The sequence below is a fragment of the Streptomyces sp. NPDC059255 genome, assembly GCF_042752355.1.
Classification (GTDB): Bacteria; Actinomycetota; Actinomycetes; order Streptomycetales; family Streptomycetaceae; genus Streptomyces.
Genome location: NZ_JBHYZP010000036.1, coordinates 15,832 through 31,389, shown reverse-complemented (window position 1 = coordinate 31,389; position 15,558 = coordinate 15,832). Strand labels below are relative to the sequence as shown.

At 69.2% G+C, this 15,558-nt stretch carries 13 protein-coding genes; 8 read left to right on the top strand and 5 right to left on the bottom strand.

Annotated elements, in window-relative coordinates; genetic code table 11:
* Positions 1 to 335: 335 nt before the first annotated feature.
* Entirely contained in the window at positions 336 to 1,001 is a 666-nt protein-coding gene (locus ACFXKG_RS32180; protein ID WP_384846546.1) for an NADPH-dependent F420 reductase, read from the bottom strand.
* A 73-nt stretch (positions 1,002 to 1,074) separates the two neighbouring features.
* Here ACFXKG_RS32180 and ACFXKG_RS32175 point away from each other — a divergent pair, with 73 nt between their 5' ends.
* Positions 1,075 to 1,455: a winged helix-turn-helix transcriptional regulator gene (locus ACFXKG_RS32175; RefSeq protein WP_384846544.1), complete on the top strand. Its 381-nt coding sequence runs from the start codon at positions 1,075 to 1,077 to the stop codon at positions 1,453 to 1,455.
* Positions 1,456 to 1,562: 107 nt separating this feature from the next.
* Here the strand turns inward: ACFXKG_RS32175 and ACFXKG_RS32170 are convergent, their stop codons facing one another.
* Genes ACFXKG_RS32170 through ACFXKG_RS32160 form a run of 3 tightly spaced genes read right to left on the bottom strand, consistent with a single transcriptional unit; the run spans position 1,563 to position 3,384 of the window.
* Positions 1,563 to 2,405 carry a helix-turn-helix domain-containing protein gene (locus ACFXKG_RS32170; RefSeq protein ID WP_384846542.1) on the bottom strand — a complete coding sequence of 281 codons (843 nt, stop codon included), beginning with the start codon at positions 2,403 to 2,405 and terminating at the stop codon, positions 1,563 to 1,565.
* Between the two features lie 9 nt (positions 2,406 to 2,414).
* Entirely contained in the window at positions 2,415 to 2,945 is a 531-nt protein-coding gene (locus tag ACFXKG_RS32165; protein ID WP_384846540.1) for a DUF6879 family protein, read from the bottom strand.
* Positions 2,923 to 3,384, bottom strand: a complete 462-nt coding sequence (locus ACFXKG_RS32160) for a hypothetical protein (protein ID WP_384846538.1) — start codon at positions 3,382 to 3,384, stop codon at positions 2,923 to 2,925. Before ACFXKG_RS32160 ends, ACFXKG_RS32165 begins: the two co-directional genes overlap by 23 nt.
* A gap of 311 nt (positions 3,385 to 3,695) precedes the next feature.
* On the opposite strand from ACFXKG_RS32160, the gene ACFXKG_RS32155 reads away from it, so the two are divergent.
* Positions 3,696 to 4,817, top strand: a complete 1,122-nt coding sequence (locus ACFXKG_RS32155; protein WP_384846536.1) for an NAD-binding protein — start codon at positions 3,696 to 3,698, stop codon at positions 4,815 to 4,817.
* Positions 4,814 to 5,365 carry an NUDIX hydrolase gene (locus ACFXKG_RS32150; protein WP_384846534.1) on the top strand — a complete coding sequence of 184 codons (552 nt, stop codon included), beginning with the start codon at positions 4,814 to 4,816 and terminating at the stop codon, positions 5,363 to 5,365. The genes ACFXKG_RS32155 and ACFXKG_RS32150 overlap by 4 nt, the downstream gene beginning before the upstream one ends.
* 268 nt (positions 5,366 to 5,633) lie before the next feature.
* On the opposite strand, the gene ACFXKG_RS32145 is transcribed toward ACFXKG_RS32150, so the two are convergent.
* On the bottom strand, positions 5,634 to 6,905 hold the full coding sequence (locus ACFXKG_RS32145) for a nucleotide disphospho-sugar-binding domain-containing protein (protein ID WP_384846532.1): 1,272 nt from the start codon (positions 6,903 to 6,905) through the stop codon (positions 5,634 to 5,636).
* A 637-nt stretch (positions 6,906 to 7,542) separates the two neighbouring features.
* Between ACFXKG_RS32145 and ACFXKG_RS32140 the strand changes: the two genes are divergently transcribed.
* The 5 genes from ACFXKG_RS32140 (at position 7,543) to ACFXKG_RS32120 (ending at position 15,433) form a co-directional block, all read left to right on the top strand.
* Positions 7,543 to 9,603: a flavin monoamine oxidase family protein gene (locus tag ACFXKG_RS32140; protein ID WP_384846530.1), complete on the top strand. Its 2,061-nt coding sequence runs from the start codon at positions 7,543 to 7,545 to the stop codon at positions 9,601 to 9,603.
* On the top strand, positions 9,600 to 11,513 hold the full coding sequence (locus tag ACFXKG_RS32135; protein ID WP_384846528.1) for a thiamine pyrophosphate-binding protein: 1,914 nt from the start codon (positions 9,600 to 9,602) through the stop codon (positions 11,511 to 11,513). The genes ACFXKG_RS32140 and ACFXKG_RS32135 overlap by 4 nt, the downstream gene beginning before the upstream one ends.
* Positions 11,514 to 11,654: 141 nt before the next feature.
* Positions 11,655 to 12,164 (top strand): inclusion body family protein, encoded by a 510-nt coding sequence (locus ACFXKG_RS32130; RefSeq protein ID WP_384846526.1) that lies wholly within the window; start codon positions 11,655 to 11,657, stop codon positions 12,162 to 12,164.
* 336 nt (positions 12,165 to 12,500) lie between these two features.
* On the top strand, positions 12,501 to 13,118 hold the full coding sequence (locus ACFXKG_RS32125; RefSeq protein ID WP_384846524.1) for a hypothetical protein: 618 nt from the start codon (positions 12,501 to 12,503) through the stop codon (positions 13,116 to 13,118).
* A gap of 179 nt (positions 13,119 to 13,297) precedes the next feature.
* On the top strand, positions 13,298 to 15,433 hold the full coding sequence (locus ACFXKG_RS32120; RefSeq protein ID WP_384846522.1) for a flotillin family protein: 2,136 nt from the start codon (positions 13,298 to 13,300) through the stop codon (positions 15,431 to 15,433).
* Positions 15,434 to 15,558 lie beyond the last annotated feature (125 nt).

Below are 15,558 nucleotides of genomic sequence, written 5' to 3'. Positions count from 1 at the left end.
GGAAAGCATCTCTGTGCCTGGGGCCGGTCCTAGGCTGCCGGGTCGGTTTGCCCTGCGGGGCGCGCGGTCGTGGAGTGGGTCTGCTGGGCTTTCGTCAAGCGGGTGCGGACCGGATGCAGGCTGGGCTGCATGCCCCGCTGGTCACTCATGGTGGGTGGGGGCCGTGGCGATCGGACCGGGTGAGGAATGGGCGGGCCGAAAGGAGGGCGCGGAGGCGCTGTTGAGGGTCAGGGCGGCCCTGGATCCCTCGATCGGTACCCGGAAGTGCCCAGAACGGGACTCCCGGTACATGACTCCCCGAAAGTCGCCTTCCCCGTTACTCCGGTTCACACAGGTCACTCCTCTTGAGGACTGGGAGTTGGTCCGGCTGCATAGGCCAATGGAGGTGCGATTGCCTGGACGTCTGCTCCCTCTTCGACCCATAGCGCGATGAAGAGCGCGGCAGTCGCTTCCAGGAGGCCGGCCCGTTCGAGACCGCCGGCGACTACGGGCACGCAACCCACGTCCCGCACCAACTCGTGTACCCGTGCGAGGGATGCATCGTCGTCCCCGCAGACCGGAACGCCCAGTGGTCGTCCGTCGAAGACCGGGGGCCGCATCCTCCACACGTCCTCGTGGCAGAGATTGAACGCCTTGACCACATGAGCTCCCGGTGCCGCTGCGGCGAGCTGCTGCGCGGCCGAAGCACCCCCCTCCGTCAGCAGCCGGAAGCCCGGCCCGACCGGATTGGAACAGTCGAGCAGCACCTTGCAGTCAAGGGCCGCGCCCAGCTCCCCTGCCACGGCCGCCCCCGCGTCAAAGGGCAGAGCCACCAGCACCACCTGACCAAACTCGGCCGCGCCACGCAGGCCGGCAGGCTTCGCGCTGCCCCCGACGCGCATCGCGAGCCGCTTCGCCTTGTCCGCGTCCCGTCCCCCGATGGTCACCTCATGCCCGGCCCGCACCCAGTGGGCGGCGAGTGCGTCCGCCATGTTGCCCGTACCCAGCACGCCGATCCTCATCACGTACCCCTTCTCCGTGTCTGCTTGACCGTTCGGGATGACGCTAGGTGGCCTGTCGGGCACCATTTGGTACGTGACGACCGACGCCTTCCTTGCCGACTGCCGCGCCCGGCTCGCCTTCGACCTGCTCTCGAACACGTGGAATGCCGTGGTGCTCCGGGCACTGCGCGACCGCCCCATGCGCCCGGTCGAACTGCGGGAGCGCATCGGGAGTATCAGTTCCAAGGTCCTCACCGAGACACTGCGGCGCCTGCAGTTCAACGGGCTGGTGGCACGGCACGCACATCCCGGAGCACCGGCGCGGGTCGAGTACGAACTCACGGTTCTCGGGCGCACCTTGCTGGCTCCCATCGACGCCGTCGGAGCATGGGCCTTCGAACACGGTGATGAGGTCATGGCCGCTCAGGAAGCCCAATGCGCCCTCACCACACAGCGCCCGCCTCATACCCGCTAGACCGGGTGCTTCGTCCGGTCTTGAAGACCCGCCCGGATGTGCGAGCCGGCGGAGCCGGGTGGGGAGAGCCGGCCGACCGGAAATTCGCGGCTAGCGGGCCGGCCGCCCTACTGTTCCCGGTAGCGATCGAGAGCGTTGGCGATGAGCCGGCGGGCGGGCTGCCCGTGGACGGCGGCACGCTGGAGCAGTGAGAACGCCTTGAAGTAGAGGGCGATCTCCCGCGGCTGGGTGATGGTCATCTCGGCCGAAAAGGTCTCCACGATGACCATGCGATCGTCGAAGAGGGAGAAGGAGTTGCCGGGCCAGATCTCCATGGGCGCTGTGGAGGGGACGATGCCGAGGCTCAGGCGGGGCAGCGATATCACAGCGAGGAGGCGGTCGAGCTGTCCGCGCATCACTTCGGGGGCGCCGTAGTTCGTGTAGAGGGCCTGCTCCCCGAGGACGACGACGAAGCGGCGATTGCCGCTGTAGAGGTATCGCTGACGCTCCATGCGGGCTGCGACGGCGGAGTCGAGGTCGTCGGGGATGTCGAGGAAGTCGATGACCTGTCGGAAGGTGGCAGCGGCGTAGTCGGCGGTCTGGAGGGTGCCCCACACGACGGTCGGGTGCCAGATGCGGAAGACCTCGGTCTTCTCGTACAGCGGGAGAGAGCGCCGATTCGCGTGTCCGGCTCCGGCTTGGAACGTGCGCCGCCACTCCAACCACATGGCTTCGATGTGGCGGGCGGTGGCAATGAGGTCCGGGATCTGGGCCTGGGCGCCGGTGATCCGGCACCACACGCGAATGTCGCTCTCGCCGGCGTTCTGCTTGCCGTGCTCGATGCGGGAGACCTTGGAAAGCTGCCATCCTGCCTGTTGGGCCAGTGCCCGGCCGGTGAGTTCCGCGTCCTTGCGAAGTTCACGCAGTCGGGCGCCGAGCGCCTCACGTGCCTGTTGAGCTTGGTTGGCCACTGGGGCTGGTCAGTCACTCTGGTACTGGTCGTACGGAAGGGCGAGACTCCAAAGCTGATCTCGAACCCGCACGCATTCCCCCACCATCTCCGGGTCTTCGATCAGTTCGGAACCCTCGTAGCGTCCATCCTCGCGGAAGTGCGTGACGGCGAGGATCTTGCAGTCGAAGAGCCACCAATCATGGCCGTTCACCGGGAAGGTGACCGGGCCGGGGAGGAGACGCCTCGGGAGCCACCGGATGTCTTCGCCCGCCTCCAAGTTGAGGGGTGTCAGTGAGTGCTCCCACCGGATGTAGTCCGTGAACGGCTCGGAGACCACGCGCACGCGCCGGATCTTCTTGCCCGTGGCCGTGAGAGCTCGGGTCTGGTCCAGCCATGGTGTGAACCAGGCGTAGTCGTCAACTTCTCCACGCTGCCACTTCGCGTACGGACCGTCCTCGATGGTGGTGTGGTATGCGTCCTTCAACTCCAGGTGAAAAGCCTCCTGTTGGAAGGTGTGGAACAGCTTGTCGCGCTGCTCACCCGTGACCAGGCCCGCCATCGTTCTCCTCCAGTAGAGCCAGAACTGCTTCCTTGCTCACCACGACGCAGTCCTCGTGGCTGGGGATGCTCATCTGTTCCAAGGTCTCGGCATCGCTGACGCGCCGCCCCTGGACGATGTACGTGTCCTTCCGCGTGACATGGACGATCGGCGGTGCCCAGGTTGTCACCACCCCGGACAGCCCGTCCTTGGCCAGGTGCTCGAAGAGCGATGCCGGAACTTCCACGATCGTCTCACCGTCGGGGACGTCGAGCTTCGCGAGGACCTCCGGGTCTGTGACCTTCCATCCCTGCACGACGTAGGAGAGCTGGTCCGTGACGTACAGAGTGGGTGACTCCGTGGGGTTGGACTCCTTGCCGAGGAACCGTAACTGCATGGTCAGTCTCCCGTCCTTGGTGTTGCTCCAGTTTGCGGCCTCTGGTGCCCCCAGTACAGACATTCACCCCTTTCGGGGAATTGGGAGCAAACAAGAGCAAACCCATTGGGCGCATCGGGGGTTGACCCCTACGGTCCTCATCAATGCCCCGAGAACCGCTGACGAGACCGAGCTCACCGCTCACCACCCCCTCACCTTCCAGGGCCCTTATGACGGCGACTCCCCAATGCCGGCCTCACCGGCCCTCGGATTCTTGCGCGTCGCCCTCGTAGGCAAGTCCGCCGAACAGGTCCCAGCCTGTTCGGTCCGGCCTGCACCACCAAGAGCATCAGCCTTCCCATGCACAGCCGCACTCTTCATGAGAGGGAACTGCAATGGAGTCCTTCGAACGCGCCCGGCTGGACGCCTACTTCGCCAGAATCGCCGCCCAGTTCGCCCCTGACGAGCAGGCCGCGTCGTTCCTGGTCACCCACCTGCTGCCCGAGCGCCCCGGCTTCGTCCGCGCGGTCGCCTCCCTCTCCAGGCTGCGGGCGGTGCTGCCCAAACCGAAGTCCATCGTTCCGGCCGCCCGGCGCGAGGTCGAGCAGACCTTCCCGGTCGACGCTCTGACCCGCGAACGGTTTGCCGATTCCGACAGCACGCTGGACTACTTCGAGTCCCGGGCCGCCGACGAGCCGGTCGCACTGCTGGACGTCGGCGGCTACTTCGCCCCGACCCTCGTCGCCCTGCACGAACGCTTCTCCGGCCGGATCGCCGGGGTGATCGAGGACACCGAGAACGGCCACCGTCGCTACGAGGACCTCGACAAGCTGCCCTGCCCGGTCATCTCGGTCGCCCGGTCACCCCTGAAGGACCCCGAGGATTTCCTCGTCGGCCAGTCCGTTGTCTTCTCCACCGAGGCCGTCATGCGCGGGCGCGGCGACATCCTGCACGGACGGCCCGCCCTGGTCATCGGCTTCGGCAAGCTCGGCTCCAGCATCGCCCGGTTGCTGCACGCCAAGGGTGTCCAGGTCACCGTCTTCGACATCGACCCCGTCCGCCGTACTCAAGCCCTCTCCCAGGGCTTCGCCGTCGCCCGTGACCGTGAGAGCGGGCTGACCGGGGCCGGGCTGGTGCTCTGCGCGACCGGCGCGGTCTCCTTGCACGGCGAGGACTTCCCGCACCTTCGAAACGGTGCCTACGTCGCCACCGTCACCAGCAGCGAGGACGAACTCGACCTCGCCGGGTTGCCGAACGTCTACACCCGCACGATGGCCGGCGACCACGTCACGCGCTACCAGACCACGGGTCATTACTTCTATCTGGCGAACGGCGGGAACGCCGTCAACTTCCTGCACGGTGCCAGCGTTGGACCGTTCATCTTCCTGGTCCAGGCGGAAATCCTCGCCGGCATCAGGATGCTCACCCGCGGTGACCTCGACCCTGGTATCCACGAGGTCAGCGCCGCCGACCGAGCCGCTGTCGCGGCGACCTGGCTCTCCTACTTCAACAGGTGATCGACTTGCCCATCACTGAAGCCCACCTCCGCACCACCCTGACCGTCTACCTCGACGAACACCCCGAGGAGAAGCCCGGCCTCGCACCGGTCCTGGACCTCCTGGACTCCGGCGCCGACCTCACCGTACGCAGCGAGTTCCGCGGCCACGCGACCGCCGGCGCGATCCTCGCCGGACCGGACGGGCGCATCCTGCACGTCCACCATCTCGCCCTGGACAAGTGGCTCCTTCCCGGCGGCCACCTCGAAAGCGTGGACGACACGCTGCTGGAAGCGGCCCTGCGCGAGCTCATCGAGGAGACAGGCATTCCCGCCGACGCCGTCACCACGGTGACGCACCGGCCCCTTCACATCGACGTCCACCACATTCCCGCCAACCACTCCAAGGGTGAACCGGACCACCAGCACATCGACTTCCGCTTCCTCTTCCGCACCACGGCCGACGTCGGTCAGCTCCAGGCGGAAGAGGTGACCGGCGCCGCCTGGCGCGACGCCGACATCATCGGCGATCAGACCCTCCGGCAGCGCGTCACCCGAGCCCTGCGCTGACCTCCGATCCGGCCGCCTCTGCGCTGCGCCCCCAAGACGCGCAGCGGCGTGCCGCACCGGCCACCCCACTCCACTGCTGCGCGCCCCGCAGGGCGAGCCGACCCGGAAGCCTGGGTCCGGCCCCCGCAACAAACCGCCCTTCCCCAGGAGACCCCTCCCCTGGCCTGGAGCCGCGAACACCACACCCCAGGAGGGTGCGGCCCCACGGCACGCAATGCACCACCGGGCAGGCCTTGGCGGCCCCGTATCAGGGGCGTTCAGGCGCGTTTCAGCCGAGGGTCAGGTGCTCGATCGTGCCGAGGGCGTCGTGTGCGGCGTAGACCGGGGCGAGCTTCTGGACGTTGTCCCGCATGTCGGTGTCCTTGAGGGCCAGTTGGGTGGCGGCGGCCACCGCTTCCGGGGTGGGTGTGGCGGTCTCCAGGTTGATGCCGAGGCCGTGGTACGCGACCCGCGCCGCGTTGGCCGGCTTGTCCTCGGTGAGGCCTCCGACGATGACCGGCACGCCGGCCGCGAGCGCCTGCTGGGTGCCGCCGAGGCCGCCGTTCGTGATGTACAGGTCCGCCTTGGGCAGCAGCGCGTCGAACGGGATGAACTCGGCGACCCGCGCGTTGGCCGGGACCGGGATGGACAGGGCGTCGGTGTCGCGGCCGAGGGCGGCGACGACGGTGACGTCCAGGTCGGCCAGGCCGGTCAGGGTCGGTTCGACGAGTTGGGACAGGTCGCCGTTGGCGAGGGTCCCCTGGGTGACGACCACGACGGGGCGGGAGCCGTCCAGCTCCGCCCACCAGGCCGGGGGCTCCCAGTCGGGGGCGCTGCGGGCGGGCAGGATGCCGACCAGGTGCAGCGAGTCCGGGGCGTCGCCGCGCTCGAACTCGAAGCCGGGCACGGTCAGCGCGGCTGTCGCGTCGGGGACGGTGGTGATGCCGTCCACGAACGAGGTGACGCCCTCCGTGGCCCCGAGGGAGCGCAGGACCTCGGTGAGACGGTCCTGGGTCGGCTGCATCATCGCGGCGAACTGGGCGTTGGCGGCCCGGTTGGCGGCCTTCTGATCGTCACCGGGCCCCACCGGTACCGGGCCGAAGAAGGTCGTGTCGTCGCTGCTGAGGGCGAGCGGGACCGCCGTCACCCCGACCCAGCGGCGGGGCCGGAGGCCGGGGGCGCCCAGTGCGGTGGGGAGGGCTCCGAGCCACACGGCGTTGGCGATCAGGTACTGGTCGGGGTCCTGCTCCAGCAGGCGCTGCAGGACGGCGTGCTGGTCGGGCATGGGGGCGACGAAGTAGTGCATCCAGTCGTAGTTGAGCATCTCCGGCCCGGGGGCGAGCTTCATGCGCTCGGGGTCCTGGTCCAGGAGGCGGTCGTCGAAGTCGGCCGCGCCGGTGACCGGCACGAAGGTGAGGCCGGAGTCCTCGACCTCCGCGCGGAAGCGGCTACCGGTGACCACCGTGATCCCGTGGCCACGCCCGGCGAGTCCTCGGGCGAGTTGGAGCAACGGTGTCAGTTCGCCGGTGATGGGCGGGGCCGCGATGATGATCTTTGCCATGATGGCCTTTCCTTGATTCCCGGACACCTCACATGACGGACGAGGGCGCCCCGCAGTTCCTCAACTTCCGCTGACGAAAGGGATGATGGGGTTCGGAGGGTTGCGCGACCCGTCGCCGCCGTCGCGGCCACCACGAAGGTGACGGGCCGACGCCGTTGCGCCGCTGCTTCTCCCTCCGGTCCCGAACCGGGCTGCGCCAGGTCCTCGTGGACGACCTCTTGATCGGTCCCGAGCGCTCCGGTGGTTCGCCGAATGCGTGATCGCGTGATCCGCGTAATGGGTCAGAGGACGGCGGGTCGGCGGACTGTGGCGGAGTTCGTCGGGAATTCATGACGCTCCCGGCCGAAAACCTGCAGCGCGAGGGAGAACGAATTTTCGGGTCAGCTCTTCGGGGGTGCGGTGGAATGAGAAAGTCCGGTGGGGCCGTCACGGCCGAGGCCTCCGGACTTTCTCATTCCGCCAGGAATGATTGTCCCGGCTTCGTTCTCATTTCCCTTCCGTCCCTGGTGGAACTCCGGTTCTTGTGAAGGAAATGCGGGCAAGTCGAAATTACGTCAGGCAATGCGGTCGGCGCTTTTAGGACTTTGTCTTCCGGGGGAACTGGGAAATCGTTTCTTCGTATCTACGATCGTCAGCTATGACCGACACCCCACGCGACAACTCCGCCACCCGTGCGCGCTGGCAGACGTGTCTCAAGCTCGCCCGCGAACTCCTCCTCGTCGGGCCGGACGGCAAGGACCTCAAACTCGGCTATCTCCACACCCTGATCGACACGGGCCACCTCGGCCCCACCCGTCACCCGCGCAAGAAGATCCTCGTCGTCGGCGCCGGTATCACCGGCCTCGTCGCCGGCCGGCTGCTCAAGGACGCCGGGCACGACGTCACCATCATCGAGGCCAACGCGAGCCGCGTCGGCGGACGCATCAAGACCGTCCGCGCCACCAAACACCACCAGCCCTTCGACGACCCCGCCCAGTACGCCGAGGCCGGCGCCATGCGGCTGCCCGACTTCCACCCGCTCGTCCTCGCCCTCGTCGACAAACTCGGGCTCGGCCGCCGCCAGTTCTACAACGTGGACGTGGACCCCGCCACCGGCAGCGGTCCCGACACCCCCGTCCCCCCGGTCACGTACACCTCCTTCACCGGCCGGACCTGGAGTTACGGCGACGACAGCCCCGACTTCCGTGAACCCGACAAGCTGGGCAACTCCTGGATCCGCGCCAACCGGGTCCAGGTACGGCGCAGCGCGTACGCCACCGCTCCCGAACGGATCAACGAGGGCTTCCACCTCACCGACGACGAGGTCCGCGCGCCCGTCGTGCGGACCGTCGACGGGGCGCTGGAGAGCGTCCGCGACTACTACTCCGACCTGGTCGACGGGGAGCGCGTCAACAAGCCCTTCGACGCGTGGGTCGAGGGCTGGGCCCGGGTGATCCACGACTTCGACGGCTACTCGATGGGCGGCTTCCTGCGCGACTACGCCGGGCTCAGCGACGAGGCGATCGAGGCCCTCGGAACCCTGGAGAACATGTCCTCGCGGCTGCACCTCTCCTTCTTCCACAGCTTCCTGAGCCTCGGCGACATCAACCCCCACGCACGCTACTGGGAGATACCCGGCGGCAGTTGGCGCCTGCCGCACGCCCTGTACCAGGGGCTGCGCGACGAGGTGCGGCTCGGCCACGGCATGATCCGCCTCGAATACCACGACCCCAGCCGCGACGCCGACCCCGAGGGCACCGGCGCCGTCGGGCCCGACGGATGGGGCGTGGCCGTACAGACCGTCGCCGAGAAAGACCCGGGGGCCCCGCCGCGGCTGTGGACCGGGGACCTGGCGATCGTCACCATCCCGTTCTCCGCCCTGCGCTTCGTGGAGATCGTCCCGTCGATGTCGTACAAGAAGCGCCGCGCCGTCATCGAGACCCATTACGACCAGGCCACCAAGGTGCTGCTGGAGTTCAGCCACCGGTGGTGGGAGTTCACCGAGGACGACTGGCGCAATGAACTGGAGAGCCTCGCGCCGGGCGCGTACGAGAACTACCGGACGGCCGGCGGCGCGGACACCGGGCCGGACACCGGTGAGGACACCGACTCCGCCCTCACGCCCGTCGAGGCGGACACCGGGCTGCTCGGCGCCGCGGTCAAGGACAGCAGCGTCACCGAGGAGATGCGGCGGCTCAACAGCACCCTGCCGCTGCGCGGGCCCGCCGTCCGCCCCGCCACCCACTGCTTCGGCGGGGGCTCCGCCGCCGACAACCCCAACCGGTTCATGTACTACCCGTCGCACCGCGTCGAGGGCAGCACCGGCGGCGTGGTGCTCGCCGCGTACTGCTGGTCCGACGACGCCACGCGCTGGGACTCCATGCCGAACGCGGAGCGCTACGTCTACGCCCTGCGCAACCTCCAGGCCCTGCACGGCCGGCGCATCGAGGTGTTCTTCACCGGGCGGGGCGCCACCAAGAGCTGGGCCCGCGACCCGTACGCCTTCGGAGAGGCCGCCACCTACACCGCGCACCAGATGACCAGCTTCCACCTGGACGTCCCGCGGCCCGAGGGCCCCGTGCACTTCGCCGGGGAGCACACCTCCCTCAAGCACGCCTGGATCGAGGGCGCCCTGGAGAGCGCCGTGCGCGCCGCCACCGACGTCCACCAGGCCCCGCCGGTCACCACCCCGGGCCCGGACGCGGAGGGCAGCTCGTGACCGCGACCACCCCCCGGTGCACGGTCGCCCGCTATCTCGCCCTGCGGCTGGCCGAGTTGGGCATCACCCACCTGTTCGGCGTCCCCGGCAACCACCTCGGCCCCTTCCTGACCGCCCTGCGCGCCGAGGGCGACGTCGAGTGGGTCGGCACCCCCACCGAGGGCGGCGCGGGCCAGGCCGCCGACGCCTACGCCCGTATCCACGGCATCGGCGCGGCGGCGGTCACGTACAGCGTCGGCGCGTTCAACCTGCTCAACGCCTGCGGCGGCGCCTACGTCGAGCGGATCCCGCTCGTCGCGATCAACGCCTCACCGCCGTACGAGCAGTGGCAGAACTACCGCGCCATCGGCATGCTCACCTCGCACATGAGCCCCCGCGCGGAGAGCAACCTGGACGTCTACCGGCAGGTCACCGTGGACGCGCGGGTGATCTCCAACCCGGGGCTCGCCGCCGGCCAGATCGACGCCGCGCTCACCGCGTGCCTCTCCGAGCGCAGGCCGGTCTACCTGGAGGTCATGGAGGACCTGTGGGACGAGCCCTGTCCCGAGCCCGAGGGGCCGATCCTCCCCCGTGAACGGCCGTTCAGCGCGCGCAACCAGCCCATGCTGGACCGGGCCGTGGACGCGGTCCTCGCCCTGGTCGCGGCGCATCCCGGTCCGGACGGCAGGCCCCGCCCGATCATCTGGGCGGGCGAGGAGATCGACCGGTTCCGGCTCGGCGGGCCCCTCACCGACCTGGTGCAGGCCACCGGGGTGCCGTACTGCACCACCGTGGGCGCCAAGGCCGTCGTCGGGGAGGACCTGCCGCAGTTCCACGGCGTCTACAACGGAAAGGCCAGCCATCCGGACGTGCACCGGATCTTCAAGGAGTGGGCCACCTGCCGGATCGGGCTCGGCGCCTGGTCCACGTCGAAGAACCTCGGCGGCGAGCAGTACATCGGCGACGACTGGGTGACGGCCGCGAACGGCGGCGTCAGCGTCGGTACGTCGTACTTCCCCGACGTCCAGCTCGAACCGCTCCTGTCCGCCCTCCAGGACGCGCTGGTGAACCGTTACGGATCCGGGGGACTGGACGCCGACTACTACGCCGAGGCCCACGCCCACCACGGGGCGCCCGGCGACCGCCCCGCCGACCTGGAGCACCACCGCGCCTCGCTCCGCGTCGCGGGCTCGCCGTCCGGGCACACCGAACGGCTCACCTACGACGGCCTGTTCGACCGGATCAACCACTTCCTGGGCGAGGAGACCCGGCAGAAGTGGACGGTCGTCTCCGACGCCGCGTTCTCCCTCATCGGCTCGATGAACCTGGCCCTGCCCGCGGGCGGCTTCCTGTCGCAGATCAGCTGGCTGTCCATCGGCTGGTCGGTCGGCGCGGCCACCGGCGCGGCGCTCGCCCCCGAGCGCGGGCACGCCCGCCCGATGGTGTTCGTCGGGGACGGCGCCTTCCAGGAGACCTGCCAGGAGATCTCCACGCACACCAGACTCGGGCTGCGGTCGGTGGTGTTCGTCATGGACAACGGGCACTTCTACGGCATCGAGCAGATGCTGGTGCACCCGTCCTACTACGCGGAGCCGGGCTCCGGAGATCCGGACGGCGCCGACGGCCCGGACAGCCCGGGCGGATCGGACAGCTCGAACAGCTCGGACAGCTCGGACCGTCCGGACTTCTACAACGTCCTCCACTCGTGGCACTACGACCGCCTCGCGGACGTCTTCGCGGGCAAGGAGACCCCGGCGACCGGCGTCAGCATCGCCCACGCCTCCGAGCTGGACGACCTGCTGGCCCGCCTCGCCGACCCGGCCGACCCGGTCAACGCGGGGCCCCTGCTGGTCCGCGTCCGGCTGCGACGGCACGACTACCCGCGGGCGATGGCGTACAAGGTGCCGCATCCCTCGGCGACGACGGGCTGACACGCCGCGCGGTGGGTGCGCGACGGTGAAGGCGAAAGGGGGGCGCGCAGGGACGGTATCCCAGGAAAGCGGTATCCCGGGAAAGCCTTGTCAGGGAATTCAGGGAATTCGGGGAATTCTTGTGTTCGAAAGGGGCAGGAAATGGCTGATCTCAACGTACTGATCGCATTCGACGCGGCCACGATCGTCGAGCGCAATCCCAACGCGTCGAGGAACCCCGACGTGCCGACGCAGGTCGACCACGACCTGATCTACATGACGACGCGTCACGATCACATCATCGGCAACTCGGGGGCCGAGTTGAACCTCCGGGCCGAGCCGGGCGACAGCATCCGGTGGCGGGAGACGACGATCTCGCTCAGCAGCGACTACAAGGCGCTGCTCTACCGGTACGTGAGCAGCGACAGCGGGCACACCCTCATCAGGACGCCGGAGATCGAGGTGATCGACGGAATCTATCCGATGCCGAAGGAGGGGTCCGAGGGCAAGCCGGATTTCGTGACGCAGAACTACGAGGACCACTACTGGCGGACGACCGTCAAAAAGGCCGGCAAGGTCGTGTACCACTTCTACTTCCAGATCCTGGACCACCACCGTCAATTGCAGGGGTACTTCCAGTGGGACCCCTTCATCACCATCGAGAATCCCTGACGGTCCCCGGGTGAGTGCGGCGGCTGCCGCACTCACCGCCATGGGGTCCGCCGCGAGCCGCCGCCCGTCTGGGCGGCGGCTCGCGGTGCGTGGGCGCCGGCGGCTCCGGACGCCCGTCCCGCCGTCACCATCCGGCGCGGGGGCCCCGTCCGTCGGTGCACGCGCCCGGCATTAAGGAAACGTAAAGATTGCCGGGATCCGGCAATGCGTGCACATGCCCCCGCAGTTCAGAATGGGTTCAACGCAAGCGGGGGACAGACCCGGGTGCCGGGACACGGAAGCGTGTTCCGGCACCCGGGTAGGTGCCGCACGGACGGACACCGGGGGGTGTGGACGATGAGTGAGTTCTTCGACGCCGCTCTCGGGTTCCCCGCCGTGCTCTTCGGCGCGGCGCTCCTCGTCGTCATCGGCTTCTGGCTGCTGGTCGTCGTCGGCGCCGCCGAACACGATGCCTTCTCCTCGCCTCTGACCGGGGGAGTCCCGGTCACCGTGCCCGCGTCGGTGCTGATCGCCACGGCCTGGTTCGCGAGCCTCGCCGGGTCGGTGCTGGTGCGCCGCTCCGTGGAGCCGGGGGGCGCCCGTACGCTCTGGTCGGGTGCCGTGCTCGTCGGGGCCGCGCTGATCGCCTGGGGTGTGACGCGGCTGCTCGTACGCCGGCTGCGCGACCTCGTGCCTGAACAGGCGCCGCCGTCCCGGCTGGACTTCATCGGGCTGACCTGCACGATCCGTACCGGCTCCGTCTCGGCCGACTTCGGTCAGGCCGAGGTCGCGGCGGCCGACGGCTCGACCGCGCTCGTCCAGGTCAGGTGTCCCGACGCGGGCCCGGCCGGCCCGGGCGAGGCCGGGGCGCTCGGCGCCGGGTCGACCGGGCTGCTGTACGCGTTCGACGCCGAGGGCGAGTTCTTCTGGGTCGCTCCGTACGACCCGGCGCTCGACCCGCGCTCCGCCGCCTGACCACTCCTCAGCCTTCCAGTCCTGTCGCCCGGCGGCCGGTGCATCGCTGCCTGATGCCTGATGCCCGCTGCCTGCTACCCGGGACCGTGCCCCGCCCGGTGCCCGCCCGGTGCCCGGCGCCCCGGCCCCGCCGACTTGCTCACGCTCGCTTCTCTTTCTCACGTTCTCAAGGACTCCTCATGGATGCCATCTCCTTGGGCCTCGGCGTGCTCGTCGCCGTCGTCCTGCTCATCGCCATCGCGCTGTTCCTGGTGATCAGCCGGCTGTTCCGCAAGGTGGAGCAGGGCCGCGCGCTGATCATCTCCAAGACCAAGAAGGTCGACGTGACCTTCACCGGCGCCGTCGTCCTGCCGGTGCTGCACAAGGCCGAGTACATGGACATCTCGGTGAAGATCATCGAGATCCGCAGAACCGGCCGCGAGGGCCTGATCTGCCAGGACAACATCCGTGCCGACATCCACATCTCGTTCTTCGTCCGCGTCAACAAGACCGTCGAGGACGTCATCAAGGTCGCCCAGGCGATCGGCACGGAACGGGCCAGCGACAAGGTCGCCATCCAGGAGTTCTTCGCAGCGAAGTTCTCCGAGGCGCTGAAGACGGTCGGCAAGCAGCTCGACTTCGTCGACCTCTACACGAAGCGCGAGGAGTTCCGGGACCGGATCATCCGCGTCATCGGCACCGACCTCAACGGCTACCACCTCGACGACGCCGCCATCGACTTCCTTGAGCAGACCCCGATGTCGCAGCTGGACGGCGCCAACATCCTCGACGCCCAGGGCATCCGCAAGATCACCGAGCTGACCGCCGTCGAGCACGTACGCACCAACGAGTTCCAGCGTACGGAGCAGAAGGAGATCACCCGGCAGAACGTCGACGCCCGCGAGACCATCCTGGAGCTGGAGCGCCGGCAGGCCGAGGCCGAGATCAAGCAGCACCGCGAGGTGGAGACCCTGCGCGCCCGCGAGGAGGCCGCGACGGCCAAGGTGCAGGAGGAGGAGCGGCTCGGCGCGCAGACCGCGTTCCTCCGCACGGAGGAGCAGCTCGGCGTGCAGCGCGAGAACCAGGCGCGCGAGATCGCCGTGGCGCAGAAGAACCGCGAGCGGGTCATCGCCGTCGAGAACGAGCGCATCGAGAAGGACCGTGTCCTGGAAGTCATCGGGCGTGAGCGCGAGACGGAGCTGAGCCGTATCTCCAAGGACAAGGAGGTCGAGGCGGAGCGCCGCGAGGTGGCCGATGTCATCCGCGAGCGGATCGCCGTGGACCGTACGGTCGCCGAGCAGGAGGAGTCGATCAAGAAGCTCCGGATCGTCGAAGAGGCCGAGCGCACCCGCCAGTCGGTGATCATCGCCGCCGAGGCGGAGGCCCAGGAGAAGCTGGTCAAGGACATCAAGGCGGCCGAGGCCGCCGAGGTCGCCGCCCGCCACCACGCGGCCGAGCAGCTCACGCTCGCCGAGGCGCGGCTGAAGGCCGCCGACCTCGACTCGCAGGCCAAGCTGCGGCTCGCGGAGGGCATCCAGGCCGAGACGGCGGCGCCCGGACTCGCGGCGGTGCAGGTCCGCGACAAGGAGGCGGACGTCATCGAGAAGGCGGGCCTCGCGGAGGCCGGCGCGGCCGAGGCACGGCTGCGCGCCGAGGCGGAGGGCGCCAGGCTGAAGGCCCTCGCGGCGGCCGAGGGCACGCAGGCCCAGGCCACGGCGGACGCCGCGATGATCGGCGAGAAGCTGAAGGCGGAGGCGGCCGGGCTCACCGAGAAGGCCGCGGCGATGGCCGCGCTGGACGACGCGTCCCGTACGCACGAGGAGTACCGGCTGCGGCTCGCCGCCGACAAGGAGATCCGGCTCGCGGGTCTGGACGCGCAGCGGCAGGTCGCGGAGGCGCAGGCCACGATCCTCGCCACCGGTCTGGAGAACTCCGACATCAGCATCGTCGGCGGCGACTCCGTCTTCTTCGACCGGCTCGTGTCGTCGATCTCGCTCGGCAAGAGTGTGGACGGCTTCGTCCAGCACTCGGAGACGGCGCGGACGCTCGGGAAGCCGTGGCTGGACGGTACGGCCAGCTTCCCGGAGGACCTGACGCGGATCCTCGGCTTGGTCTCGACGGCCGACGTACAGAACCTGACGGTGTCGGCGCTGCTGATGAAGCTGATGAACTCCGGTGGCGGCGACGCCGCGGCGACCGGACAGCTCGGTCGGCTGCTGGAGCAGGTCCAGCGGATGGGCCTCGCCGACACCCCGCTCGCCGCGCTGAACGGAGCACCGGCCGGAGCACCGAACGGTGTCCGGAACGATGCCCGGAACGGCGCGGTCCCGGCCTGAGACTCCGGTCTCAGGGACGCGCGGGTCCGGAGCTGCCGCACGGGGGTCGGCGGTTCCGGGTCCGCGCGCCACGACGCGCGCCGATGAGCGGCGCGCGTACGTCAACAGCGCGCGCCCATGAGCAG

Bases quoted from the DNA above. Each gene is read 5' to 3' on its own strand.
- ACFXKG_RS32160 (WP_384846538.1), bottom strand. From the start codon at position 3,384: ATGTCTGTACTGGGGGCACCAGAGGCCGCAAACTGGAGCAACACCAAG.
- ACFXKG_RS32145 (WP_384846532.1), bottom strand. From the start codon at position 6,905: ATGGCAAAGATCATCATCGCGGCCCCGCCCATCACCGGCGAACTGACA.
- ACFXKG_RS32165 (WP_384846540.1), bottom strand. From the start codon at position 2,945: ATGGCGGGCCTGGTCACGGGTGAGCAGCGCGACAAGCTGTTCCACACC.
- ACFXKG_RS32125 (WP_384846524.1), top strand. From the start codon at position 12,501: ATGAGTGAGTTCTTCGACGCCGCTCTCGGGTTCCCCGCCGTGCTCTTC.
- ACFXKG_RS32155 (WP_384846536.1), top strand. From the start codon at position 3,696: ATGGAGTCCTTCGAACGCGCCCGGCTGGACGCCTACTTCGCCAGAATC.
- ACFXKG_RS32140 (WP_384846530.1), top strand. From the start codon at position 7,543: ATGACCGACACCCCACGCGACAACTCCGCCACCCGTGCGCGCTGGCAG.
- ACFXKG_RS32120 (WP_384846522.1), top strand. From the start codon at position 13,298: ATGGATGCCATCTCCTTGGGCCTCGGCGTGCTCGTCGCCGTCGTCCTG.
- ACFXKG_RS32180 (WP_384846546.1), bottom strand. From the start codon at position 1,001: ATGAGGATCGGCGTGCTGGGTACGGGCAACATGGCGGACGCACTCGCC.
- ACFXKG_RS32130 (WP_384846526.1), top strand. From the start codon at position 11,655: ATGGCTGATCTCAACGTACTGATCGCATTCGACGCGGCCACGATCGTC.